The sequence below is a fragment of the Methanofollis formosanus genome (genome assembly GCF_019633745.1).
GTDB classification, from domain to species: Archaea; Halobacteriota; Methanomicrobia; order Methanomicrobiales; family Methanofollaceae; genus Methanofollis; species Methanofollis formosanus.
Map to the genome: position 1 here is coordinate 228,231 of NZ_CP037968.1, position 20,607 is coordinate 248,837.

The 20,607-nt window shown below is 61.9% G+C and carries 20 protein-coding genes and 1 tRNA gene; 7 read left to right on the forward strand and 14 right to left on the reverse strand.

Annotated features, from left to right (window positions below):
- Positions 1-28: 28 nt before the first annotated feature.
- The 4 genes from E2N92_RS00875 to E2N92_RS00890 form a co-directional block, all read right to left on the reverse strand.
- On the reverse strand, positions 29-1,189 hold the full coding sequence (locus tag E2N92_RS00875) for a TIGR04083 family peptide-modifying radical SAM enzyme (protein WP_220681823.1): 1,161 nt from the start codon (positions 1,187-1,189) through the stop codon (positions 29-31).
- Positions 1,190-1,308: 119 nt separating this feature from the next.
- Positions 1,309-1,638, reverse strand: a complete 330-nt coding sequence (locus tag E2N92_RS00880) for a DUF5400 family protein (protein ID WP_220681824.1) — start codon at positions 1,636-1,638, stop codon at positions 1,309-1,311.
- 12 nt (positions 1,639-1,650) lie between these two features.
- Complete coding sequence (locus E2N92_RS00885) at positions 1,651-2,487, reverse strand: DsrE family protein (RefSeq protein ID WP_220681825.1); 837 nt, start codon at positions 2,485-2,487, stop codon at positions 1,651-1,653.
- Between the two features lie 2 nt (positions 2,488-2,489).
- Positions 2,490-3,167: a DUF169 domain-containing protein gene (locus E2N92_RS00890; RefSeq protein WP_220681826.1), complete on the reverse strand. Its 678-nt coding sequence runs from the start codon at positions 3,165-3,167 to the stop codon at positions 2,490-2,492.
- A gap of 122 nt (positions 3,168-3,289) precedes the next feature.
- On the opposite strand from E2N92_RS00890, the gene E2N92_RS00895 reads away from it, so the two are divergent.
- The gene (locus tag E2N92_RS00895; protein WP_220681827.1) at positions 3,290-4,879 is read left to right on the forward strand and encodes a GAF domain-containing protein; all 1,590 of its coding nucleotides are present in this window, start codon (positions 3,290-3,292) and stop codon (positions 4,877-4,879) included.
- Positions 4,880-5,130: 251 nt separating this feature from the next.
- On the opposite strand, the gene E2N92_RS00900 is transcribed toward E2N92_RS00895, so the two are convergent.
- Together E2N92_RS00900 and E2N92_RS00905 are read right to left on the reverse strand one after the other, a co-directional pair.
- A complete protein-coding gene (locus E2N92_RS00900) occupies positions 5,131-5,835 on the reverse strand; it encodes a queuosine precursor transporter (RefSeq protein WP_246589266.1) in 705 nt (234 codons plus the stop codon).
- Between the two features lie 879 nt (positions 5,836-6,714).
- On the reverse strand, positions 6,715-7,197 hold the full coding sequence (locus E2N92_RS00905) for a YkgJ family cysteine cluster protein (protein ID WP_220681828.1): 483 nt from the start codon (positions 7,195-7,197) through the stop codon (positions 6,715-6,717).
- Between the two features lie 104 nt (positions 7,198-7,301).
- On the opposite strand from E2N92_RS00905, the gene E2N92_RS00910 reads away from it, so the two are divergent.
- Positions 7,302-9,029: an ABC-ATPase domain-containing protein gene (locus E2N92_RS00910; RefSeq protein WP_220681829.1), complete on the forward strand. Its 1,728-nt coding sequence runs from the start codon at positions 7,302-7,304 to the stop codon at positions 9,027-9,029.
- On the opposite strand, the gene E2N92_RS00915 is transcribed toward E2N92_RS00910, so the two are convergent.
- The 4 genes from E2N92_RS00915 to E2N92_RS00930 form a co-directional block, all read right to left on the reverse strand.
- A complete protein-coding gene (locus tag E2N92_RS00915; RefSeq protein ID WP_220681830.1) occupies positions 9,007-9,477 on the reverse strand; it encodes a hypothetical protein in 471 nt (156 codons plus the stop codon). The two genes, E2N92_RS00910 and E2N92_RS00915, sit on opposite strands and share 23 nt — an antisense overlap.
- A gap of 77 nt (positions 9,478-9,554) precedes the next feature.
- The gene (locus E2N92_RS00920) at positions 9,555-10,790 is read right to left on the reverse strand and encodes a methyltransferase domain-containing protein (protein WP_220681831.1); all 1,236 of its coding nucleotides are present in this window, start codon (positions 10,788-10,790) and stop codon (positions 9,555-9,557) included.
- Between the two features lie 181 nt (positions 10,791-10,971).
- Entirely contained in the window at positions 10,972-12,033 is a 1,062-nt protein-coding gene (locus tag E2N92_RS00925; RefSeq protein WP_220681832.1) for an AI-2E family transporter, read from the reverse strand.
- Positions 12,034-12,138: 105 nt separating this feature from the next.
- Positions 12,139-12,498 carry a winged helix-turn-helix transcriptional regulator gene (locus tag E2N92_RS00930; protein WP_220682910.1) on the reverse strand — a complete coding sequence of 120 codons (360 nt, stop codon included), beginning with the start codon at positions 12,496-12,498 and terminating at the stop codon, positions 12,139-12,141.
- An 87-nt stretch (positions 12,499-12,585) separates the two neighbouring features.
- On the opposite strand from E2N92_RS00930, the gene hcp reads away from it, so the two are divergent.
- Entirely contained in the window at positions 12,586-14,211 is a 1,626-nt protein-coding gene (gene hcp / locus E2N92_RS00935) for a hydroxylamine reductase (RefSeq protein ID WP_220681833.1), read from the forward strand.
- Between the two features lie 33 nt (positions 14,212-14,244).
- Here hcp and E2N92_RS00940 read toward each other — a convergent pair whose 3' ends face one another.
- Positions 14,245-14,829, reverse strand: a complete 585-nt coding sequence (locus tag E2N92_RS00940; RefSeq protein ID WP_220681834.1) for a hypothetical protein — start codon at positions 14,827-14,829, stop codon at positions 14,245-14,247.
- Between the two features lie 118 nt (positions 14,830-14,947).
- Between E2N92_RS00940 and E2N92_RS00945 the strand changes: the two genes are divergently transcribed.
- A complete protein-coding gene (locus E2N92_RS00945; protein ID WP_220681835.1) occupies positions 14,948-15,211 on the forward strand; it encodes a hypothetical protein in 264 nt (87 codons plus the stop codon).
- Positions 15,212-15,377: 166 nt separating this feature from the next.
- The gene (locus E2N92_RS00950; protein ID WP_209629481.1) at positions 15,378-15,638 is read left to right on the forward strand and encodes an RNA recognition motif domain-containing protein; all 261 of its coding nucleotides are present in this window, start codon (positions 15,378-15,380) and stop codon (positions 15,636-15,638) included.
- A 73-nt stretch (positions 15,639-15,711) separates the two neighbouring features.
- On the opposite strand, the gene E2N92_RS00955 is transcribed toward E2N92_RS00950, so the two are convergent.
- Together E2N92_RS00955 and E2N92_RS00960 are read right to left on the reverse strand one after the other, a co-directional pair.
- Complete coding sequence (locus E2N92_RS00955) at positions 15,712-16,425, reverse strand: SagB/ThcOx family dehydrogenase (protein ID WP_220681836.1); 714 nt, start codon at positions 16,423-16,425, stop codon at positions 15,712-15,714.
- Positions 16,426-16,522: 97 nt separating this feature from the next.
- Positions 16,523-17,572 (reverse strand): alpha/beta hydrolase, encoded by a 1,050-nt coding sequence (locus tag E2N92_RS00960; RefSeq protein ID WP_220681837.1) that lies wholly within the window; start codon positions 17,570-17,572, stop codon positions 16,523-16,525.
- Between the two features lie 508 nt (positions 17,573-18,080).
- On the opposite strand from E2N92_RS00960, the gene E2N92_RS00965 reads away from it, so the two are divergent.
- Both E2N92_RS00965 and E2N92_RS00970 read left to right on the forward strand, forming a co-directional pair.
- A tRNA-Leu gene (locus tag E2N92_RS00965) sits at positions 18,081-18,164 on the forward strand.
- A 356-nt stretch (positions 18,165-18,520) separates the two neighbouring features.
- Positions 18,521-18,658: a hypothetical protein gene (locus E2N92_RS00970; protein ID WP_220681838.1), complete on the forward strand. Its 138-nt coding sequence runs from the start codon at positions 18,521-18,523 to the stop codon at positions 18,656-18,658.
- A 769-nt stretch (positions 18,659-19,427) separates the two neighbouring features.
- Here the strand turns inward: E2N92_RS00970 and E2N92_RS00975 are convergent.
- The gene (locus E2N92_RS00975) at positions 19,428-20,570 is read right to left on the reverse strand and encodes a tetratricopeptide repeat protein (protein WP_220681839.1); all 1,143 of its coding nucleotides are present in this window, start codon (positions 20,568-20,570) and stop codon (positions 19,428-19,430) included.
- Positions 20,571-20,607: the final 37 nt, after the last annotated feature.

A 20,607-nucleotide genomic window follows, 5' to 3' on the forward strand; every position in this document is an offset into this window, starting at 1 on the left:
AGAGAAGAAAGAAGGGTCGTCGACCCTCTCACCGCATCGCAATCTGCCGGATCAGCGCCATCACGCCCGGCTTCGTCGCCCGTGATCGCCGCGACCGCGGGCCGCCCATCTCTAAGAAAGGCGAGGACTCGAACATCTCCTTGTTGATCCGGCCGCCGATCTCCTCGAAGATCCTGGCATAGGCCGGGCAGTGCGGGTCGACGCCCATGACCTCACCGCCGGTCGGTGCGATGGCGTTGTACGGGCACCCGCCCCGGCAGTATTTGATGTGGGCGCAGTCCTTGCAGTGCTCGTCCACATATGCCCTGAACGCCTCCATCTGCTTCCAGACCGCGGACGCTTCGAGTTCCTCCCTGCTCGGGTGCGTGGCGACATTGCCCATCACGAACTCCGGCATGCCCACGAAACGGTAACACGGGTAGATGCTCCCGTCCGGCCCGATCGCGAAGGTGTTGCCCATGCAGTCGGCGTAGGTGCAGACCGTGCCGTGGCGGGTGAAGACGCCCCGGCAGAGGTCGTTGATGTTCATCACTTCGATCTCGCCCAGGTGTTCGAGGGACTGGTCGAGGAGGTAGATGAGGAGTTCGCCGTACTTCTCCGGGGAAAGCGTCCAGCGGTCCGGGTTGGAGTCGCGCAGCGACGGGAGGGCCGGGTGGAGTTTGAGGGTCAGGTTGTTCTCGAGGAAGAAGTCGAAGATCTCCTCCTTGCGCTCCACCGAGTCGGAGGTGAAGGTGCAGATGAAGCGGACGTCGAGGCCGTGCTCGCGGGCGATCTCGTAGCCCCGCATCGTCCGCTCATAGTAGCCCTCGCCCCGTTGCACGTCGCAGATCTCTTTGGGGCCGTCGATGCTGGAGCCGATGGGGATGTTGTACTCCGCGAAGAGGTCGGCGATGCCGGGGGTGAGGAGCCAGAGGTTGGTCTGGATGGCAAAGGTGGGGTTGAGGTGGCTGAGCCCATCGGAGAGGAGGGGGAGGGCCTCGCGGTAAAATGCCTCGCCGGCCAGGAGGGGTTCGCCGCCGTGGAAGGTGACGGTGACCTGGTCGTCCCTGAAGTCCTTGAGCCACGCGACCACCTCCTCGATCGTCTCGATGCTCATCCGGGGAGAGTGCTCATCCGAACTCCAGCAATATTTGCAGTGGGCCGGGCAGCCCAGGGTGGGGATGAGCATGATGTGGAAGGTGCTTTTCATACGTGGAGGTGCATCATGCTGAGAGGTATAGTTTTCCAAATCGACCCCGGCCCCACCGGCCCGGGCAAAAAAGAAGTATTGGGGGATGAACGAGGCTGGACGTTTGTGGGGCTTGCAGTTCACAGCAGCACCGAGGCCGCCGCGAGCACCGGGAGCATCGTCACCATGGCGAGGTGCGGCGCGAAACCCGGCGAGGTCTGGAAGGAATACTTGAACGTGGCCCAGACCTGGGTGAAGGCCGTGACCGTCGCCAGCACCTGGAGGGCGGCGGCGGCCAGGGCAAGCGCCGGGATGCCGGTCGCAAGGGCGGCCAGGGTGGCGACGAGGGCGAGCATCAGCGCCCCGAAGTGGAGAGCGAGTTTCATTCCGAGCATCCTGAAGATAATGAACCCGGTCACCATGCTGCTTGCGAGGACCGCAAGGGCGAGCACCTGATAGATCGTTTCCATTGTGTAATCACCTCAGAAGTTGACGACGGCGTTCGCGGGGTCGCTGAGGAGCTGGATGTAGGTCGCGGCCCCGGCCAGTCTGACCCCGTCCACGAGGTCGGCCTCACCGATCCCCCTGAACTTCGCGCTCATCTCGCAGGCATAGACCGTGGCCCCGCCCCGGATCACCTCGTCCATGAGGTGGTCGAGGCGGTCGAAGGCCGGGTGTTTGACGACCGCGGCGTTCCCCTGCCGCGCCATGCTCACGCCGTCCATGAGCAGGAAGATCGTCACCTCTTTGCCCATGCTCTGCGCCGCCTTCGCAAAGAGGAAGGTTGCGTAGGCCCGCTCGGCGTTGCCGATTCCGTTGCTCTGGGCGATGAGGACGCGGTCGCGGCTCACGACGGCCTGGGTCCCCTCCTGCTTCTCGGCCTTCTCGGCGATGAGGTAGTGTTTCTCGCCGTCGGCGCCCTGCTTCACGACCTTCGAGCCCGACGACTCGACGGCGGCGGCGATGTCGGCGATCGAGTCGGCGCTCGCGCTCGTGACTTTCAGCCTCTCCCCGACCGGGAGGGTGGCGAGGATGGTGCCGACCGTGATCACCGGGCCGGGACAGAAGTCCCCGCTGACGTCGATCTCTTCCATGATATTGCCGGCGGGTGTCATGCGTGCCTCCGTGTGGTTCTCTGCTGATGTGATCTCCAGGGTGTAGCCGTGCTTCCCGGCCACGGCCTCCATCCCCTCCTCGGCGCCCGGGCTGAGGAGGAAGACGACGGTCTCCGCCGGGTCGTCCAGATGTTTGACGACGTTGTCGGCGAGGATGGAGGCGTTCGGGGCTTTGATCCCGAGGGCGCTGACGGTCTTTGCCATCTTCACCCCCACTTCTCCTTGAAGACTCGCAGGGCCTCGACGATCCCGCCGAGGTGGGCGGGCGGGATGCCGAGGATCACCTCGTCTTCGGCGATCCCGGAGTTCTTCCGCGAGCCATTGCAGCCCAGGGTCATGTTGGGCACGCCGCGCTGGATGACGGCGACGACGGCGTCGGCACAGATGGACTGGATCCCCGAGTAGTCGCTGGAGACCCGGCCGCCGTGGGCGTGGAGGGAGGCCTGGCTGAGCCGCAGGGCCTGCCCGGGCGTGGCGACGATGACGACCACGTCGGGCTCGAAGGCGGCCGTCTCCAGGGGGGCGTAGACCGAGGCGTAGACGTCCTCGGTGCTCTTCGGCATCGCGGCGACGGTCTCGAGCGCCCCTTCGGCGGTCTTGAAGTTGCCGAGTTTGTGGTAGGTGCTCCCATTGGCCAGGTGCTCGGGGAGGGGGCCGATGCCCATGACGCCGGCGCCGCCCTTGCACAGGTGCTCCTCGGCGGTGGCATATCCGGTGGCCCCTTTGAGCCTGGCGTCCTGGACAAACTGGCAGTGCCTGCTCTTCTCGATTTTTGCATAGCCTGCCGGCACGTCGTCGGCGGTCTTCGCAAGTTTCACGGCGACGGGGCTGCCCTTCAGCCCCAGCAGTTCGATGAGTTCGGTTGCGGTCGTCTCGTAGGACATGGTCGTTTCACCTCATGGTTTTAGACTGTGTGGTCTAACTATACTGTATAGTATAGTTTTGATATATACTTTTCCCTGTGGCGAAAGATATTAGACGATATAGTATAGACTCAGAGGGGATCATGGAGACGTACTCAGATACCGAGCAGGTGATCCTCTCCTACCTCAGGTCGCACCGGCCTGAGGAGTGCATGCTCGACAAGATCTCCAGGGGGACCGGGAAGAGCAGGGCCACGGTCCTGAAATATCTCGGCATCCTCCATGCGAGGGGGCTCCTGGAGTACACCTTTGTCGGCCGCAGCAAACTCTGGATGGTGAAGGAGGGAGCGGCAGCGGGGGAGCAGGCGGCACCTGAAGCGGCGCCTGCCGAAGAGGAGGCCGACCTCGCGGCCCTGGCCTTCGCCCTCTACGAGGTCAGGCGGCAGGAGGCCGACCTCGCCGACCGGCTCGCCCTCCCGGAAACGATCGTCCTGACCGTCACCGACGACCTCAGGGTGCTGGCCGCAAACCGTCTCTTCGCCTCCCTCTTTCCTGAGGCCGGGAGCCTGCGCGACCTCCTCCGCCCGACCGACGAGACGAGAGTGGACGGGGCGCTCCAGTCGGTGAGAGCGGGCCGGGCCGCCACCGTCGAACTCGACCTCAGGGAGAAGGCCGGGGTCTACCGCCCCTATGCCGTCACCCTCGTCCCCCCGCCCGCCACCGGCCCGGCCGGGTGCGTGGCCGTCATCGGGGAAGATCTTTCGAGTCGGCGGCGGACGAAGCGGGACCTGGAGGCGCTGCTGTATATCATCAGGAGCGTGGGGACCGCACCGGACGAGGAGCACCTTCTTGAGGGGACGATGACGGGCATCAGGGAGAAACTGGCCCCGTACCTCGGTGCAGCGGTCTTCACGCCCGGCGGGCACCCGGCCTACGCCACCTTCGAGCCTTCCGCCGACCGCCTGGCCGCCGTCACTCCGCTGGTGAGGGAGAGCATGGAAAATCTCGAGACCGCGACCGCCGGGCCGCTCGCCCTCCCCGGCATCGAGGGGGAGGTAAAATCCGCCCTTGCCGTCCCGATCATCGAGGAGGAGGAGGCGACCGGCGCCGTCCTCCTGCTCCTCGGTTCAGCGGCGAGCGCGACGCTGGTCGAGAGCCTGGAGATCGTCGCCGACGAACTGGCGAGCGCCCTGAAGATGCAGCGCCTCGACCGGGAGCGGAGCGAGTATGTCAACACGCTCCTGGCCCTCAACCGCCTCTCCGGGATCCTCAACGACGCACAGGACGAGGCGTCGATGCTGGAGCGTTCCATCGAGGCAGTGATGGGGGCGCTCGGGTTCGAGATGGGCTGTGTCTACCTCCTCGACGAGGCCGACGAGATGGTGCCGCGGGTGCAGCGCAACATGCCCGAGAGCCTGCGGCAGATGTGTCTCTCCGGCGTCTTCGATGCCCTCTTCGAGCGGGCGTTTGCCGAGCAGAAGGTCGTGTACATCACCCCCGAGACTCCGGCCTATGCCGCGCTCGACGAGGCCGTCAGGGCGCAGGGGGTGAAGACGGTTCTCATCATGCCGATCAAGATCGGCGGCGAGGTGGTGGGGCTGCTGAATATGGGGAGCGGCAGAGAGAAGCGCTATATGCGCACCAGTCTGGAGAACCTCTCCTCCATCGGGCTCCAGCTGGGGCTGGCTCTGGAACGTTCGAGGCTGGCGCGGGAGCTGGCGGCGCGGGGGTGAGGAACTCTTTTGAGGCCCCGATTTTTTTTGTAATTCTCTGGAAGCTCATGCCTTCCTTCGCACTCGCGCCGGGGGCGCTGCCCCCGGAACCCCCGGGATGAAGATAGGGCGGGGAAGGCAGATCGGTAGACCCCACGAGTATAATCACTCGGTTTTTCAGCTCGATCCCTTCCCCCATCAATCCCCATGATCTTCGCGGTGTGAAATGGGCCACAGAAAGAAAATAGAAATAAAGCGGAGATATTCCGCGCCTATTTTTCTAAATATCTCTTATACCACCAGAACCACGGCGTATCCAGGAAGCCGATGACGTTCTTCGCCACGATCTGACCGATGATGAGCGGGACGAGGGGAGCGACCCCAGCGAAGGCGATGGTGACGAAGATGACGCTGTCTACCGTGAGGCTGAAGAGGTCGCTGGAGACGCTCCTGAGGAGGACGCGGTCGGGGTAACGCTCCTTGAGCCTCGCGAAGATCCAGGCGTCGATGTTCTGGGCGACCAGGAAGGTGACCCAGGAGGCGAGGATGATCCTGAGGCTCTGGGCAAAGACGTCCTGCCACATATCTTCGTAGGCGAAAAAGGGCGCCGGCGTGAGGGTGTTGGTCATCACGATGAAGGCGACGAGGAGCACCTGCGTGAGGAAGGCGATCCCGATGGCGATGTGGGTTTTGTGCTCGCCGTAGACCTCGTTGATCATGTCGATGGCCTGCGAGAGGAAGGGGTAGATGAACACCCCGGCCGGCGCGAAGAAGACGGCGATGCCCAGGTCGAACTCGATGAATCGTGCGGCAAGCACCTGGGAGGCGGCGAGGTAGACGACATAGAACCCGACCAGGGCGGGGTAGCCGTACTCACGGTGGTGCCTGATGATGTACGCCGAGGCGTAGGTGACGATGGTGAGGCTGAGGATCCAGTAGAGCCAGACGATGGGGAAGTCCATGATGTCGTTAGACATTGGGCGGAAGAGGACTTAGATGCTGGTATCGCGAGGGGAGGGGCGGGATTTTCTTCGTCTGTGGGGGGTTGGCCATGTGCCGGGAGCACACATCAGAGGCATACCATATGAAATCCTTCCGAGCAGCGCTTCCATGTGTGGAGGAATTCTTGCTCCCTCTCAATCGCGACATGGCAGTGAAAATTCTGCGATGAGGGCGGCACGTCTGATCATCACGTACCTGATCCTTGTACCGATCGATCTCATGCCTTCCATCATGAATCGCGCCGGGGGTTGCGACCCCCGGACCCCCGCGACAGGATTAGGTCGGGAAGGCAGAGAACATGAACGCGAAGACAAAAAAAATCCTGAAGAACATCGTGCCGCCCGTTGGCTATCTTCATCCGTGGGGGTTCCGGGGGCACGTGCCCCCGGCGCGAGACGGAGGTGAAATTTCTTTGGTGAGGGGGGCACGTCTGATCATCACGGACCTGATCCTTGTACTGATCGATTTCATGTCTTCCTCCATGAATCGCGCTGGGGGGAGACCCGCCGGACCTCCGCGACAGGATTGGGTTGGGAAAACAGAGAACATGACGAAGACAAAAAAATCCTGAAGAACATCGTGCCGCCCCCCGGCTATCTTCGTCGTGGGGGGTCCGGGGGTCGCAACCCCCGGCGCGAGACGGCAGGAAATATTCTGCGATTGGGGGCGGCACGTTGGATCATCACGTACCTGATCCTTGTACCGATCGATCTCATGCCTTCTCCATGAATCGCGCCGGGGGCTCTGCCCCCGGAACCCCCGGGAATTGCGATAGAGTCAGGAAGGCAGAGAAAAAAGATCCCGAAGAGAGTGACGCCGCCCCCCGGCGCGAGGCGACGGTGAACATTTTCCCGCTACCGCCTGACCCGATACCCCGCCTGCGTCAGCGCCTCGATCGCCCGCTCGTCCCACCCGGCATCGTCGTCCTCTCGGATCGTCCTGATCGATCTCTCCCAGAACGCTGCGAGGCCGGGGTCGTCGGTCGCGAGGTGCCGGCGCTCCATCACTCGGCCCACCCGTCTCCCTCTCGCGTTCAGGATGAGCAGACGCCAGCAGGCGTACTCCCGGCAGATCTCGGGCCTCGTGAGGTGGATGATGCAGCAGATCCGGTTCTGCGCAGGATCGTCTCTGAGGAAGGGGCAGGCCTGCGGCCAGCGCTCGGAGATGCTGCGGTCGGGGAAGAGATGGAGTTTGTCGGGATCGATCCTGACGGCGTGCTCCTCCCCGGTGTAGCGGTTGAGCATCACAAAACGTCCGTCGCCGCACGCCTCGGTCACGACGTGGACGTCGCCCAGGTGGCTGCAGCACTCCCCGCACTGGATGCACGTGAACGGCATGGGGTCTCTCCTCGATGAGGAGAACGTTCAGCCACCCCATAAAATTGCCCCTCCACCACGGACACAAAACCCTATCACCCCCCTCCCCCATACCTACCCCAACCATGGCCCGCGAGACGATACAACCGGCCGGACGGCTCAGGGACATCCTGAGACGGATCGACGGCCGCGGATACAAAGCATACAAAGACTGCGAGGGGGCCTACGCCTTCGACGACTTCACCCTCATCATCGACCACGCCCAGGGCGATCCCTTCGCCGCCCCGAGCCGCGTGCGGGTGCGGGTGGCGGCAAAGGTCGCGAACTTCCCGGCCGGGTGCTTCTCGACGAAGACCCGCGAGGTGGCCTTCAGGGACTTCCTTGCCAGGGGCTTTGCCGCGGCCATCGACGCCGCGGGCCAGAACCGCCGGGGGAGCGGGAAGAGCGGGCAGATCGCCGTCGCCCGCCCCGGCCAGGAGGTGCTGGAGCGCTCATCCGTCGTCGTCACCGCCGAGCACGCCGTCGAGGTGCGGTTCACCGTCGGCCTCCCGGCACGCGGCCGGAGCGTGCTCGGGCGGCAGGCGGAGGCGATCTTCTTCGAAGACGTCCCGGCCCTGGTGCGGCCCTCGCTCCTGTACCCCGCCGTCGACGCCGCCGCCCTCGACCGCCACCTCGAGGTGACCGAGGACGCCGACCATCTCAGGTCCGCGCTCCAGGACCGGGGCCTCGTCGCCTTCGTCGCCGACGGCGCCGTCCTCCCGCGGGCGAGCGGCGTGGACGACCGCCCCCTCAAAGGCGCCGTCCCCTTCGTCTCGCCGCCCTCCCTGCGGGTCGAGATCGACCTCCCGAACCGAGGCACCGTCGCCGGCATGGGCGTGCCGGCCGGCATCACCCTCATCGTCGGCGGCGGCTTCCACGGCAAGTCCACCCTGCTCCGTGCGATCGAACGGGGCGTCTACACCCACGTCCCCGGCGACGGCCGGGAGTACGTCGTCGCCGACCCCACCGCCGTGAAGATCCGCGCCGAAGACGGCCGCCGGGTGGAGCAGGTCGACATCTCGCCCTTCATCGCCGACCTCCCCGACGGCCGGGACACCCGCGCCTTCTCCACCGAGAACGCGAGCGGGAGCACCTCGCAGGCGGCCAACATCATGGAAGCCCTGGAGAGCGGCACCCGCCTCCTCCTCATCGACGAGGACACCGCGGCCACGAATATGATGATCCGGGACCGACGGATGCAGGAACTCGTCGCCGACGACCAGGAACCGATCACGCCCTTCATCGACCGGGCACGGGCGCTGTACCGCGACCTCGGCGTCTCGACCGTGCTCGTCATCGGCGGCTCGGGCGACTACTTCGACATCGCCGACACCGTCGTCTGCATGCAGGCCTACCGCTCCGAAGACGCCACCGCACGGGCGCAGGCGATCGCCGCACGCTACGCCTCGGAACGGTTCACTTCACCAAAAGACGGGTTTGGCACCTTCATGCGGCGGGTGCCCGAGGCGCGGAGCATCGACGCGAGCAAAGGCAGACGGGAGGCAAAAGTGGCGGCCGACGGTGTCCGCGGCATCAGGTTCGGCGTCCACGAGGTCGACCTCTCGGCCGTGGCGCAGGTCGTCGACCCGGCCCAGACGGCGGCCATCGCCCATGGCATGCTCAGGGCAAAGCGCCAGATGAACGGGCGTTCGACCCTTGCCGAGGTGGTCAGGGCCGTCGCCGCCGAGGTCGAAGAGAACGGCCTCGACGCCCTCACCTCACACCCGGTCGGCGGACTTGCGGCGTTCAGGCCCTTCGAACTTGCCGCGGCGCTCAACCGCCTCAGGGCCTTCAGGGCCGGGCAGACCCGGTAGGCGGGTCGGGTCCCTCCCGGTCCCCACCTCGTTGCACCTCCCGTACGGCCGCGATCTCAGGAGCGTCCATGCCGCCGAGCAGCGCGACGATCGCCTGCACGTACGGCTCCTGCCGCGTCATACTCGGAGACGCACGCGGATCATCGCGCCCTCCTTTCCGCCCCATCTTCTCATGCCCGGTGGCGATATAATACAGAAAATCTTCTTTCGGGAGACCCCACCGGCAGTTCACCTGGAGCCTGACAAAATCCGGGTTCTTCGGATTGGGGGAGAGCAGTGCACGGGTGCCGGGGAGCGGGACCGGCGCCCCGTCCTTCGAGCCGGCAAGGGCGATCACCTGCCGCCACAGAGGATCGCAGGCGCTCGCCGCGTCGGGACAGGACCGGCAAAACCGGTTCGACGGCGGCGTGCCGTCGCCGAGATAGCACCGGCAGAAGTTTCCATCCATAGACGGTTCTTCGGCGGAGAAGCAATCAAGGGATCGCCCGACCGACCTGAAAAAAGAATTTTTTCGAGCGTATCGAGTCACGCCTTTTTCCCGTGTATCACCAGCCCGAAAGGATGGGCGATCACCTGCCAGCCGGTCAGGTGCGAACGCCCGAGCAGATCCATGATCTCCTCCCTGGTATACGCCGCCCTGACCGAAGACTCAAAACCGGGCCTGATCTCCGGCGGTTCGCAGGAGTCGTACATCTGCCGGTAGATCCCGGGTGAGAGATCGCGCCTGAGGTCGGTGATGCAGAATCGCCCGCCCACCTTCAAGACCCGTGAGATCTCATCAAAAACCCTTTCCGGAGACTCCCATTCGTGGAGGGAACCGTTCGAAAAAACCGCATCAAAGACGCCGTCTTCAAACGGCATCGCAAGGGCGTTGCCTTCCTGGTATCGGACCCTCGCCGTCAGACCGTAGCCGGCGGCGTTCTTTTCTGCAGAGGCGATCATTGCCTGACTGATCTCAAGACCGACCAGCCTGGTCTCTTCGGTTGCCTTCAACCACTCCAGACCGAGATAGCCTGGGCCCGGTCCAATTTCGAGGGCCGTACCCGCCCTGATCCCGGATTCGAGGAGCCCCCCAAGAGGGAGGTGCCCCGCGTCCCTCAGGTTCTTCTGCATCTCTTCATAGAATTCGACGATCATCTCGTCCTGGATGCCGTCATCGGTTTCCGGTATTCTCTCTTCAAACATCTGTTTCACCTGTTCTTCTTCATCTGCATGATATCGTGCATCGGCCACTTCTTCAAGCCTTAGGAGTCTGCCCTCTTTCACGACCGTCATCGGCACATGCAGGCGGTCCCGGGATCGTTTCAGATCCTGAAGCACGCCTGAAAACGACGTCTCGTCATGGACGCCGGTGAACTTCGCACACAGCCGGGCAAACTCCTGCTGCTCTTCCCCTGTCAGCTGCGCCATCCCCTCTTCGAGGTACGCGAAGAGACGCCCTTCTATCGCAAGGAGCCACTCTTCCCCTTTTCTGGTGGGGGCGATATAGTAGGCCCGCCGGTCGTCCGGGCTCCTGACCCTGCGGACATATCCCTCTTTTTCGAGATGGTTGATGTGATCGGTGGCGGTGCTCCGGGAGACACCGAGCATGCCGGCGACATCCCCCATGCAGATCCTGGAGAAGTAGGCAGAGTAGAGGATCTCCGTGGCAGCAGGGGAGAGGGGACTTTTTCGTCCCCGGTCGACCTCCCCGAGCATATTCATGGCGATCTGCACCATTCCCAGCGAGAGGCGGATGCGTGCGATTGTGGGCATGCCCATACTATGGTGTACGGCGATGCCGGCAATAAATGTTACGGATATCCGTAGTATTTCCTGGCCGGGCATACCTGCTGACGGTCAGGTCCGGGCAGAAGAGGTGACGAACGCCGGCATCCGCCATGCTTGTCAGACAGAGGGCACGGGACCGGACACGGCGACCGGCCCCGAAAAAAATATGGCCTCACTCAGGGCCGTTTTTGCACGTCTTCTCCCCGAAGATGCCGGAGACCCCGAGCAGACCATTGATCCACCGCAACTCGTCGCTGCACTGGAACAGGATGATCAGGAGGAGCGTGATCGGCACGGCAAAGATCATGCCTGGCAGACCCAGGATCCAGCCCCAGACGATGAGCGAGAGGATGACGACGAGCGGCGGCATCTCGAACCGCTTCGACGCGATCCTGGCATAGACCGGGTTCTCGACGACGGCGTTGAGGAGGATGACGATCCCCACGACCGCCGCCGCCCCCCAGAGACCGTACTGGAGCCAGGCAAAGAAGATTGCCGGGATGGCAGCGAGGATGAGGCCGATATAGGGGATGAAGGCCAGGATGAAGGTGAGGGTCCCCCACAAGACGGCCGAATGGATCCCCATCAGCCAGAGCGAGAGGCCGAAGAGGACGCCGTGGATGAGGTTCGCCTCGGTCCTGACGATCACGAAATCCATCATGAGTCCGCTCATCTTCTCGATCCCGACAAAGGCCCCTGGTTCACGCACCAGCCCCCGCTTCAGGCGTTCGGAGATCTGGGGGATCTCCAGGACGGCGAATATCGTCATGATCAGGATGAAGAAGAGGTACATGAGTGCATTCCCGAGCCCGATGGCATAGGGCTCGACGAACGTGACGACGTCTGCGAGATGGAAGGACGAGGGAGCGAACGCGGAGGTATCGATGCCGACGTCATGGAAGAGCGCCAGCAGGTCGGCGAGACGCATCTGCAGGTCGGCCTGGTAGGTCGGCAGGTCGTTGATCAGCGTCTCGAAGGAGCGGACGGTGATCACCACCCCGATGATCAGCACCACGGCGGCGACGGCCGAGATGACGCCCATGGCGGCGAGGTCGGGCAGACCCCGTTTCCTGAGCATCTCCATTGCCGGGAGGGTCAGGATGGTCAGGATCAGGGATATGAGGAGGAGGTTGACGATATATGAACAATACCGCATTCCGATGACGATCACGACGAGTGCCGCCATGATGGCCAGGGACTGCAGTGTGCCGGAGAATTCTAAAGGACGGTCCATAGTATAACTCTGCGTCGTACTGGGGGACGATAGGATATCATCTTTGGGAATCGATCCGGGGGAAGGACGAGGTTATATCATATTTTCATCCCGTATTTCGTCGGTCTAGAGCACACAGTCCCGGCAGTCCTGCGACCCGCAGGCGATGTTGTCGATCTTCCACTTCAGCGCCCATCGCTTGATCTCCCTGATGACGTCGATGATCTCGACGCCGCTCTCGGTCAGGCCGTACTCGCTCTTCACCGGGAACGTGGAGGCCTCCACCTGTTTCCAGATCAGTCCTTCCTCTTCGAGTTCTTTCAACCGGGCGGAGAGGACTTTCGAGGTGATGCCCGGGAGTGCGTCTTTGAGTTCTGAAAATCGCCGGGTGTATTCGGTGCCCTTGTAGAGTTCCAGGAGGACGAGGAGCGTCCACTTCTTTCCCAGATATGTGAGCGTTGCGTTGACGGTGCACCCTTCCTGCATGGTATAGTGGTAGAAACTTTCTGCCTCATATAGTTTGGTATACATTGTATACTTTGTATCAATAAGATACAGCGAAGGAGCCAGAGCATGTATTGCTATCAGTGTGAAGAGGCCGCACGAGGGTGCGGATGCACGACTGTCGGTGTCTGCGGCAAGGACGCCGAGACCGCCGGACTTCAGGACGTCCTGATCTACCTGACCAGGGGAATCGCGGTGCGCAACCTCGTGGCGATGGAACACGGGGTGGGGAATAAAGAGGCCGGGACGTTCATCGCCGAGGCCCTCTTTGCGACCCTGACCAACGTGAACTTTGACCGGGTGCGTTTCCGCGACTATATCGCCCGTGCGATCGCGATCCGCGACGCCCTCCCGCCTGCCGGCGAGGACGAGCCCGACGCCTGCACCTGGACACCGGCAAACGACGCCGGGATCGCGGCGAAGGCAGACGAGGTGGGTGTGCTCGCGACCGCCGACGAAGACGTGCGGTCTCTGCGCGAACTCCTCGTCTACGCCCTGAAGGGCGTCGGCGCATACTACTACCACGCCGCCGCCCTCGGGTATGAGGACGACGAGGTCACGGCCTTCATCCAGAGAGCGCTTGCGTCCACCCTCCGCGACCTCACCGTCGACGAGATGGTCGGCATCGTGCTGGAGTGCGGCGGCGTGGGCGTGCAGGTGCTCGCCCTCCTCGACACCGCGAACACCGCGACCTTCGGCACCCCGGCGATCACCGCGGTCAGGACGGCGCCGGGCACGCGGCCGGGCATCCTCGTCACCGGCCACGACCTCAAAGATCTCAAGGACCTCCTCGACCAGACCGAGGGGACGGGCGTGGACGTGTACACCCATGGCGAGATGCTCCCCGCCCACGCCTACCCGATGTTCACAGAGTACGAACACCTGATCGGCAACTACGGCGGATCGTGGCCCTTCCAGAAAGAGGAGTTCGAGGCCTTCAACGGCCCGGTGCTCGTCACCACCAACTGTCTCATCCCGCCGAAGGCGTCGTACCGGGACCGCATCTACACCACCGGCCCGGTCGGGTTTGCCGGGTGCACCCACATCCCGGACGCCGCGGACGGCACCAGGGACTTCTCGGCCGTGATCGAGCACGCACGACACTGCCGGCCCCCGAAGAACCTGCACGGCAGGGTAAGGCCCCGGGATCTCATCACCGGGTGCGCCCATGGTGCGGTGCTCTCCATCGCCGACACCGTCGTCGATGCGGTGAAGGCGGGCGCGATCCGGCGGTTCATCGTCATGGCAGGCTGCGACGGGCGGCAGAGCGAGCGTTCCTACTACACCGAGTTCGCAAAGGCCCTGCCCAGGGACACCGTGATCCTGACCGCGGGCTGCGCCAAGTTCCGCTACAACAGCCTCGACCTTGGCGACATCGGCGGCATCCCCCGCGTCCTCGATGCCGGCCAGTGCAATGACTGCTACTCCCTGGTGGTGATCGCACAGGCGCTCGCGAAGGCCTTCGACGTCGGGATCAACGACCTGCCCATCTCGTACAACATCGCCTGGTACGAGCAGAAGGCGGTGCTCGTCCTCCTCGCCCTCCTCAACCTGGGCGTGAAGAACATCACCCTCGGCCCCCGCCTCCCCGCCTTCGTCTCCCCCGGCGTGCTGAAGGTGCTCGTCGAGAACTTCGGGATCAGGGCGAACACGACCGTCGCCGAAGATCTGGCGCTGATGGTGCCCGAACACTGACGGCCGATCTTTTCACTTTTTTTGTGGCCCGCCCTACAGGATCTCGACCTCGTCTTCCTGCGTCATACGCACCCGCTCCTCGTAGGCGTCGGGATCGCGGGCGTACTCCCTGATGGCCCGGATCTCCTCTGCCGCCCGCCCGCTCAACGCGGCCTGCACCGCGGCGAGGTCGGCGTCGGAACGCGTGAGCACGGCCGCCATCACCGGCGAGAGGTAGTCCTCTTTTCGCACCGCATCGCCTTCGGCGGCCAGGTGCTCTACAACCGCCCGGCCGTCGCCCAGGACGGCGAGGAGGTGGAGGGCGTGCCTCACCGCCGTGCGGTCGTCGCCGGCACGTTCGAGAACGGCGCGAAGCCGCACGGCCGCCGCGTCGCGGTCTCCCGGCAGCGTCCCCTGCCGCATCGCCGAGGTGTACACAATCTTAAGGGCCGTCCGCGCCCCCCGCCCCCCGAGGTCGAGCACCGCGGCGACTATGTCGAGGTCCGCGGGTGTGAGCGGGTGCACCGCCTTGTACAGGAGGAGGTCGTGGAGGGCGGCATGGACCGCCTCGTCGTCCCCGGCCGCCAGGGCTTTCTCCAGGTCGGCGGTCAGAAGAATCGTCCTATCGTCGTCCTGCATCATATTCCCGGAGATCACTCACCATGGCGAGGCATGAAGGTGCCGTTGGCCGACGAAGACGACCCGCCACAAGGTTGATACCTGCCGCCCCCGACTCTCAATCATCGAGGAAGAGACAATGCTGCATACCCGCGAGATCATCAAACAACTCTGGGATGCCCAGGGATACGGCAACCTCGCCATCTGGGAGGATGGATCCACCGAGGTGGTGGCGCCGGGATCGAACCCTGAAAAAGGTGGGAGAGCGCCCCTGCTCGTGCTCAAACCCATCGCCCTGGTGGCCGGGTTTCCGATGCTCGACTATGCCCTCCATGACGCCGAACTCCTGGCCGGGATCGAGACGGCGGTCCGGGACGCCGGTGGGGAGATCGTGCGGGACTGAAGGGGATTTCCCCTCTCCACCCCGGCGCTTCCATGCCGCAGACCTGGTTTCCCCTGCCAAACACAGGTGGAATCTGCATAGAATCAGGGCTCAGCATTACTGCTCTGCATTTCCCCACCCAAGGATTCATCACCTATAAGTATCATCATATAAGTGGAGACCTGTAATGGAAACCAGCAAGTTGTATGTCGGAAACCTGACATATTCGGTAACTGAAGATCAGTTGGAAGAATTGTTTTCCCAGTACGGCGACGTCAAGAGCGTCCGCGTCATTGAGCGCAAGGGATTCGGATTCGTTGAGATGGGCACCCCCGAGGAAGCCGAGAGCGCCAAGGAAGCCCTGAACGAGACCGAGTTTGAAGGGCGCACGCTTCGGATCGACGAGGCCCGCCCGCCGCGCCCGCGCAACGAATACCGGAGATACTGAGTTTCTCTCTTTCTCCTTTTTTAGGATGTGCGATCTGTCACATCCAGTCTAAACGCTGAGCGTCAGCGTTCTATTATCGTCTTCCGACCGGCATCAGGTAGAGCGGACGCTCGTCCTCATTCATCCCGAGGACGCGCCCGACCTCGTCGTCATGGAACGCCCCGATGGAGACGGCCCCGTGTCCGAGGGACGTGGCCTGGAGGTAGATGTTCTGCGCCGCATGCCCTGATTCCATGTGCACGTACCGGATCCCTCGCTCCCCGTACTTCCCGGTGGTCCGCTCGTACACGCCGGCGATCGCGATGACGGCCGCGGCGTCCCGGACCGCCGACTGGTTGAGGGCCGCGCCTGCAAGGTCGCGCCTGACATCCCCCTCCGCCACTCGTTCGAGTCGGTGCTCTGCCGGGAGGTAGCGGTAGACGCCGGCGGGCAGGTCGGTCACCTCGCCGGCCGCCACGTAGACCTCAAGCGGGTACAGCGCCCCGGCCGACGGAGCGGTCCTGAAGCCCGACATCTCGTCGGTCACTCCCTGAGCGGCCCAGAGAAGTTGCGAGAGTTCGGCAAGGGTCAACGGCCCGTCGGCGTACTCCCGCACCGACCGCCGGGTTGCGAGCGCCTCCTCGATCGATCGTCCGCCGTTCTCGCGGGGCGCCGGGAGTTGTACGCTCTCCGCCTCGCTCTCGTTTGCCGGCGCCCCGACCTCCGGTGTCTGCAGTGCGGAGAAGACCACCGTCAACCCGACGATTATCACGATCGTAACAAAAAGCATGATCAGCAGATAGTTCATCCTGACCCCTCCCATGTTGGGGCATACCCGACGACCTGGTATTTATACCGCTCCCTTCACGGAGGGGCGTGAAAAAAGATGGCGATGGTTTCTTCAGTTACGCCCGGGCATCCTCGCCGAGGTGTTCGAGGAGGAAGGCCGCGATCTCCTGGCGGGCGGCGGCGGCCTCGGGGACGGTGGAGCCCTCGAAGACGTGCCACATGCCTTCGTAGACGGTCAGCTCGGCGTCGACGCCGTTGTGTGTCATCGTCTGGTGGAGTCGTGCGCACTCGCTCAGGAGGAGGTCGCGGGTGCCGGTGACGACGAGGGTGGGCGGGTAATCGGCGGAGAAGTTTGCGTAGAGCGGCGAGAGCAGCGGGTCGGTGTGGTCATGGCCTGCGGCGTAGATGGTGAACCCGGTGATGAGGGTCTCGCGGGAGAGGACCGGGTCGAGGCCGTCGTTGGTGTACAGGCTGTCGCTGCCGCCGGCCAGATCGACGGCCGGGGAGAGGAGGGCGAGGGCGGCAGGCATGGGGAGGTCGTTCTCGTGGGCCCTGACCATGGTGGCGAGGGCGAGGTTGCCGCCGGCCGAGTCGCCCATGACGACGACGTGTGCGGGGCCGTGCTCGGTGATCAGGGTTTCATAGACGGCGTAGCAGTCGTCAAGCGGTGCGGGGTAGGGGTGTTCGGGTGCAAGACGGTAGTCGACCGAGTAGACGGTGAGGCCGAGGTCCTGGGCGAAGAGGTAGGCCATGGGGTACTCGGCGTTGTTGAAGATCCAGTCGCCGCCGTGGATGTAGATGGCGATGGTCTCGGTCGGGGTGGCGTTTTCGGGCGTGATGACCAGTACCGGGACGCCGGCGATTTCTCCGGTCTCGGTGCTCTCCATCCGGCTGCGGAGTGCGTCGAGGGCCGGTTTCTTTGCTTCGGCGCTCATCGCCCTGGCCTTCTGCACCTCTTCGAGGGGGATGTTGGCCGGGACGGTGACGGCGGTGGTGGTCCTGAGGATCTCCTGCGCTTCGGCGCTGATGTCGGTGGGGATGGGAATGTCGGGGGTTGGTGTCGTCGGCGTTGTCGGCGCCGGGGTCTGGACGCATCCTGCGGCAATCATGGCGATTGCAAGGAGGAGGAGGGCGGCCAGGAGGCGATAGGCGGATGGTGTTTTCATGATCTCTACCTCGGATATATTCTTTCTCAAAGGTTTTTCAGGGAACGATAAACGTCTTGTGATTTTTTAGGAAATATTTACAGGAGAGGCGGCGTTTTTTGACCCCGATGCCGGGTCGAGGCCATTGCAGGGATGACCGACCGTCGCGCTCCCTCGCGGTCACGCCGCAGCAAAATGTTCATTTCGGGCAGGAGATGGTCGTGCGGCGCCAAAGGATGGACGTTAAGAGGTGCGCGTGTGCATGGTGTTGATTGCAGCACGGCGCCGCACGGTCTGGAGATGTCGTCATCCCTATCGGGATATGGTGTGTGGACTGCACCTCCGGCCAATAGAATTGATCATTTGGGTATTTTATTGTTTTCACGCGTTCCAATTTCAAAATAGGCCCATATTTAAAGAGATTACTTCATGTTTATTCATTATAATTGTTAAAAATCAAGGAAAGAACGTTCTCAACCCCCCTGGCCTCCATCACCTTTTTGTTGTCAGGTGTCCTTCTAGTAGGAGAGCGAGGGTAGCCAAGCTGGCCAAAGGCGCCGGACTTAAGATCCGGTCACGAAGGTGTCCATGGGTTCGAATCCCATCCCTCGCATTTATTCTCAGGGTTACAGTTAATTCACTTCTGGAATTGTCCATTTACTGATAGTGGGGAATTTCATGATCTGGTGAGGGAAGGTCTGCGAACTGTCAAAAAATGAAAATCTTTATTGTTGTACCGGACAGTTTCCTCAGGCGATTAAACTCAGACTGGCAGATTATGTCAGATTTGAGAGTTGATAAAATATTTTTAAATTACACATTGCCGACTGTTAAAAGTTGTAAAAATATCAGTTGTATTGGTCTGCTTTTCGTTTATTCGAAGATTTTTCAGGGTTTTACAGCGATACGGGTTTATAAGAAGAAAAAGATACGAATTAAACCAGACTTCGGCCTGAACGAGGAAACGGTATGGCAATGAGCAAGAAACAACTGGAGAAGCAGAACAAAGTGAAGAAGGCCAAGGCAGAAGTTCTCTCAAAGCAGGCGGCCGGGGGGAACGAGGCCGCCAAGAAGAAACTCAAGAAGCTCAACAAAAAGATCAAGTGAGCCACTGAAATTTTCAACGATTTTTCTTTTTTTAAGGGCCAGAGCGTGAGCGGATTGCCCCCGCGAAGAAAAGGAGGCACCACACGAATGAAGAATGGCCGTGAGCATGCCCGACGTGGCCTGTGCCGCAGCATGGGGGACCGGCCGCCCTCTCCGGAGCCGGCGGTGAGGAGCAGGGCGACGAAGCCGCGGGCGGTCGGAGGAGACGGAAAAGGATCCTGGATCATCGGACCACGGTGGGACGGGAGCGTGCGAGCGGCCCACGGTGGCCCGCCAACCCGCACCCGCAAAGGCACGCGTTCACTTTCACGCCGCACGGCCCGTATATATCACCCATCTCGTATCATGATCACCTGTGCCACGCAGATGTGGCTGAATAACCCGGAGAGGGCATATGCATCTGCCTCTCCTGCAGGAAAAGGCCCCGGACTCCTCACCGACGCCGATGCGTTACCGCCGCGTCGCCGGTGTACCGCCGATGAGTCCGGGAGAGATTCGTTTCGGCCTCTTCACGGGGGTCCGAATCTTTCACCCTTCACTGAACTTCACTTTTTTTGCTGTTGTTGGAGTGCTGCGTTGTCGAGCGGAGCGTTGTTTGGAAGATTCGGTTTCGATCGAGCGGTCGGAGGAGGGCCCATTCTGGAGAAGCAAGTCGAGGCCTGCAAGCGGTGGACGATGTCCCTCTTCAGCGGGGGCTGTGTTGGATAAAAGACGGAACAATCGCCACAGGTAGGGGAATTAGATCCGAAAAAGTATGAAAGAATTTATTTCATTCTATTATTCCAGGACTGATTGCAACCGCCCGTTCCTGACACTCTCGACCCTCTTCATGTCGACCGAGTTTCATGAGGACACTTCCTTTCTTGATCCATACCATAGGGTCGTTTGGATCGATCGCAATCGCCTGATTATAACACGCTATAGCGTCTTCATAGTGTTCAAGTTCATCGAGGGCGAGTCCTTTGAAGCACCATGCCGCCGAGACATTCGGATCAATTACCATCACCTGATCATAACACTCTATGGCGTCTTCATACCGTCCAAGTTCAGTGAGGGCGAATCCTTTGCTGAACAACGCCCCGGGGTTGTTTTGATCAATTGCAAGCATCCGGTCATAACACTCTATGGCGTCTTCACAGCGTCCAAGTTCATTGAGGGCGAATCCCTTGCATAGCAATGCTCCAGGGATGTTCGGATCAATTGCAAGCGCCTGATCGCAACACTCTATGGCGTCTTCATACCGTCCGAGTTCAGTGAGGGCAAATCCTTTGCCGAGCAATGCCTCAAGATTGTTTGGGTCGATTGCAAGCGCCCGGTCATAGCACTCTATGGCGTCCTCATACCGACCGAGTTCATTGAAGAGAGATCCTTTCCTGAGCCATGACTGATGATCGTATGGATCAATCGCAATCACCTGATCATAACACCTTACAGCGTCTTCATACCGTCCAAGTTCATTGAGGGCGAATCCTTTGCTGAACCATACCCCGGGGTTGTTCGGATCGATTGCAATCGCTCGATCATAACACTCTATGGCGACTTCATACCGTCCAAGCTCATTAAAGGCAAGTCCTCTGACATGCCATGTCTCAGGGTTGTTTGGATCGATTGCAAGTGCCTGATCGCAGCACTCAATGGCATCCTCAAACCTGCCGAGTATCATGAGGGCAAGTCTTTTGCCATTCCATGCTCTGGAGTAGCCTGGGTCGATGGCAATAGCCTGGTCATCACACTCTATGGCGTCCTCGAACCTGTTGAGTTTCATGAGGACGGCTCCTTTGCCATCCCATGCTGCTGGATTGTTTGGATCGATTGCAATCGCCCGATCATAGCACCCTATGGCATCTTCATACTGTTCTTCATGAAAGAACGTGTTTCCTTCATGGCACCATTCATCTGCACTCTTCTCCATTCCTCTCAAATCCTCCACCAATACGAATATATGTGGA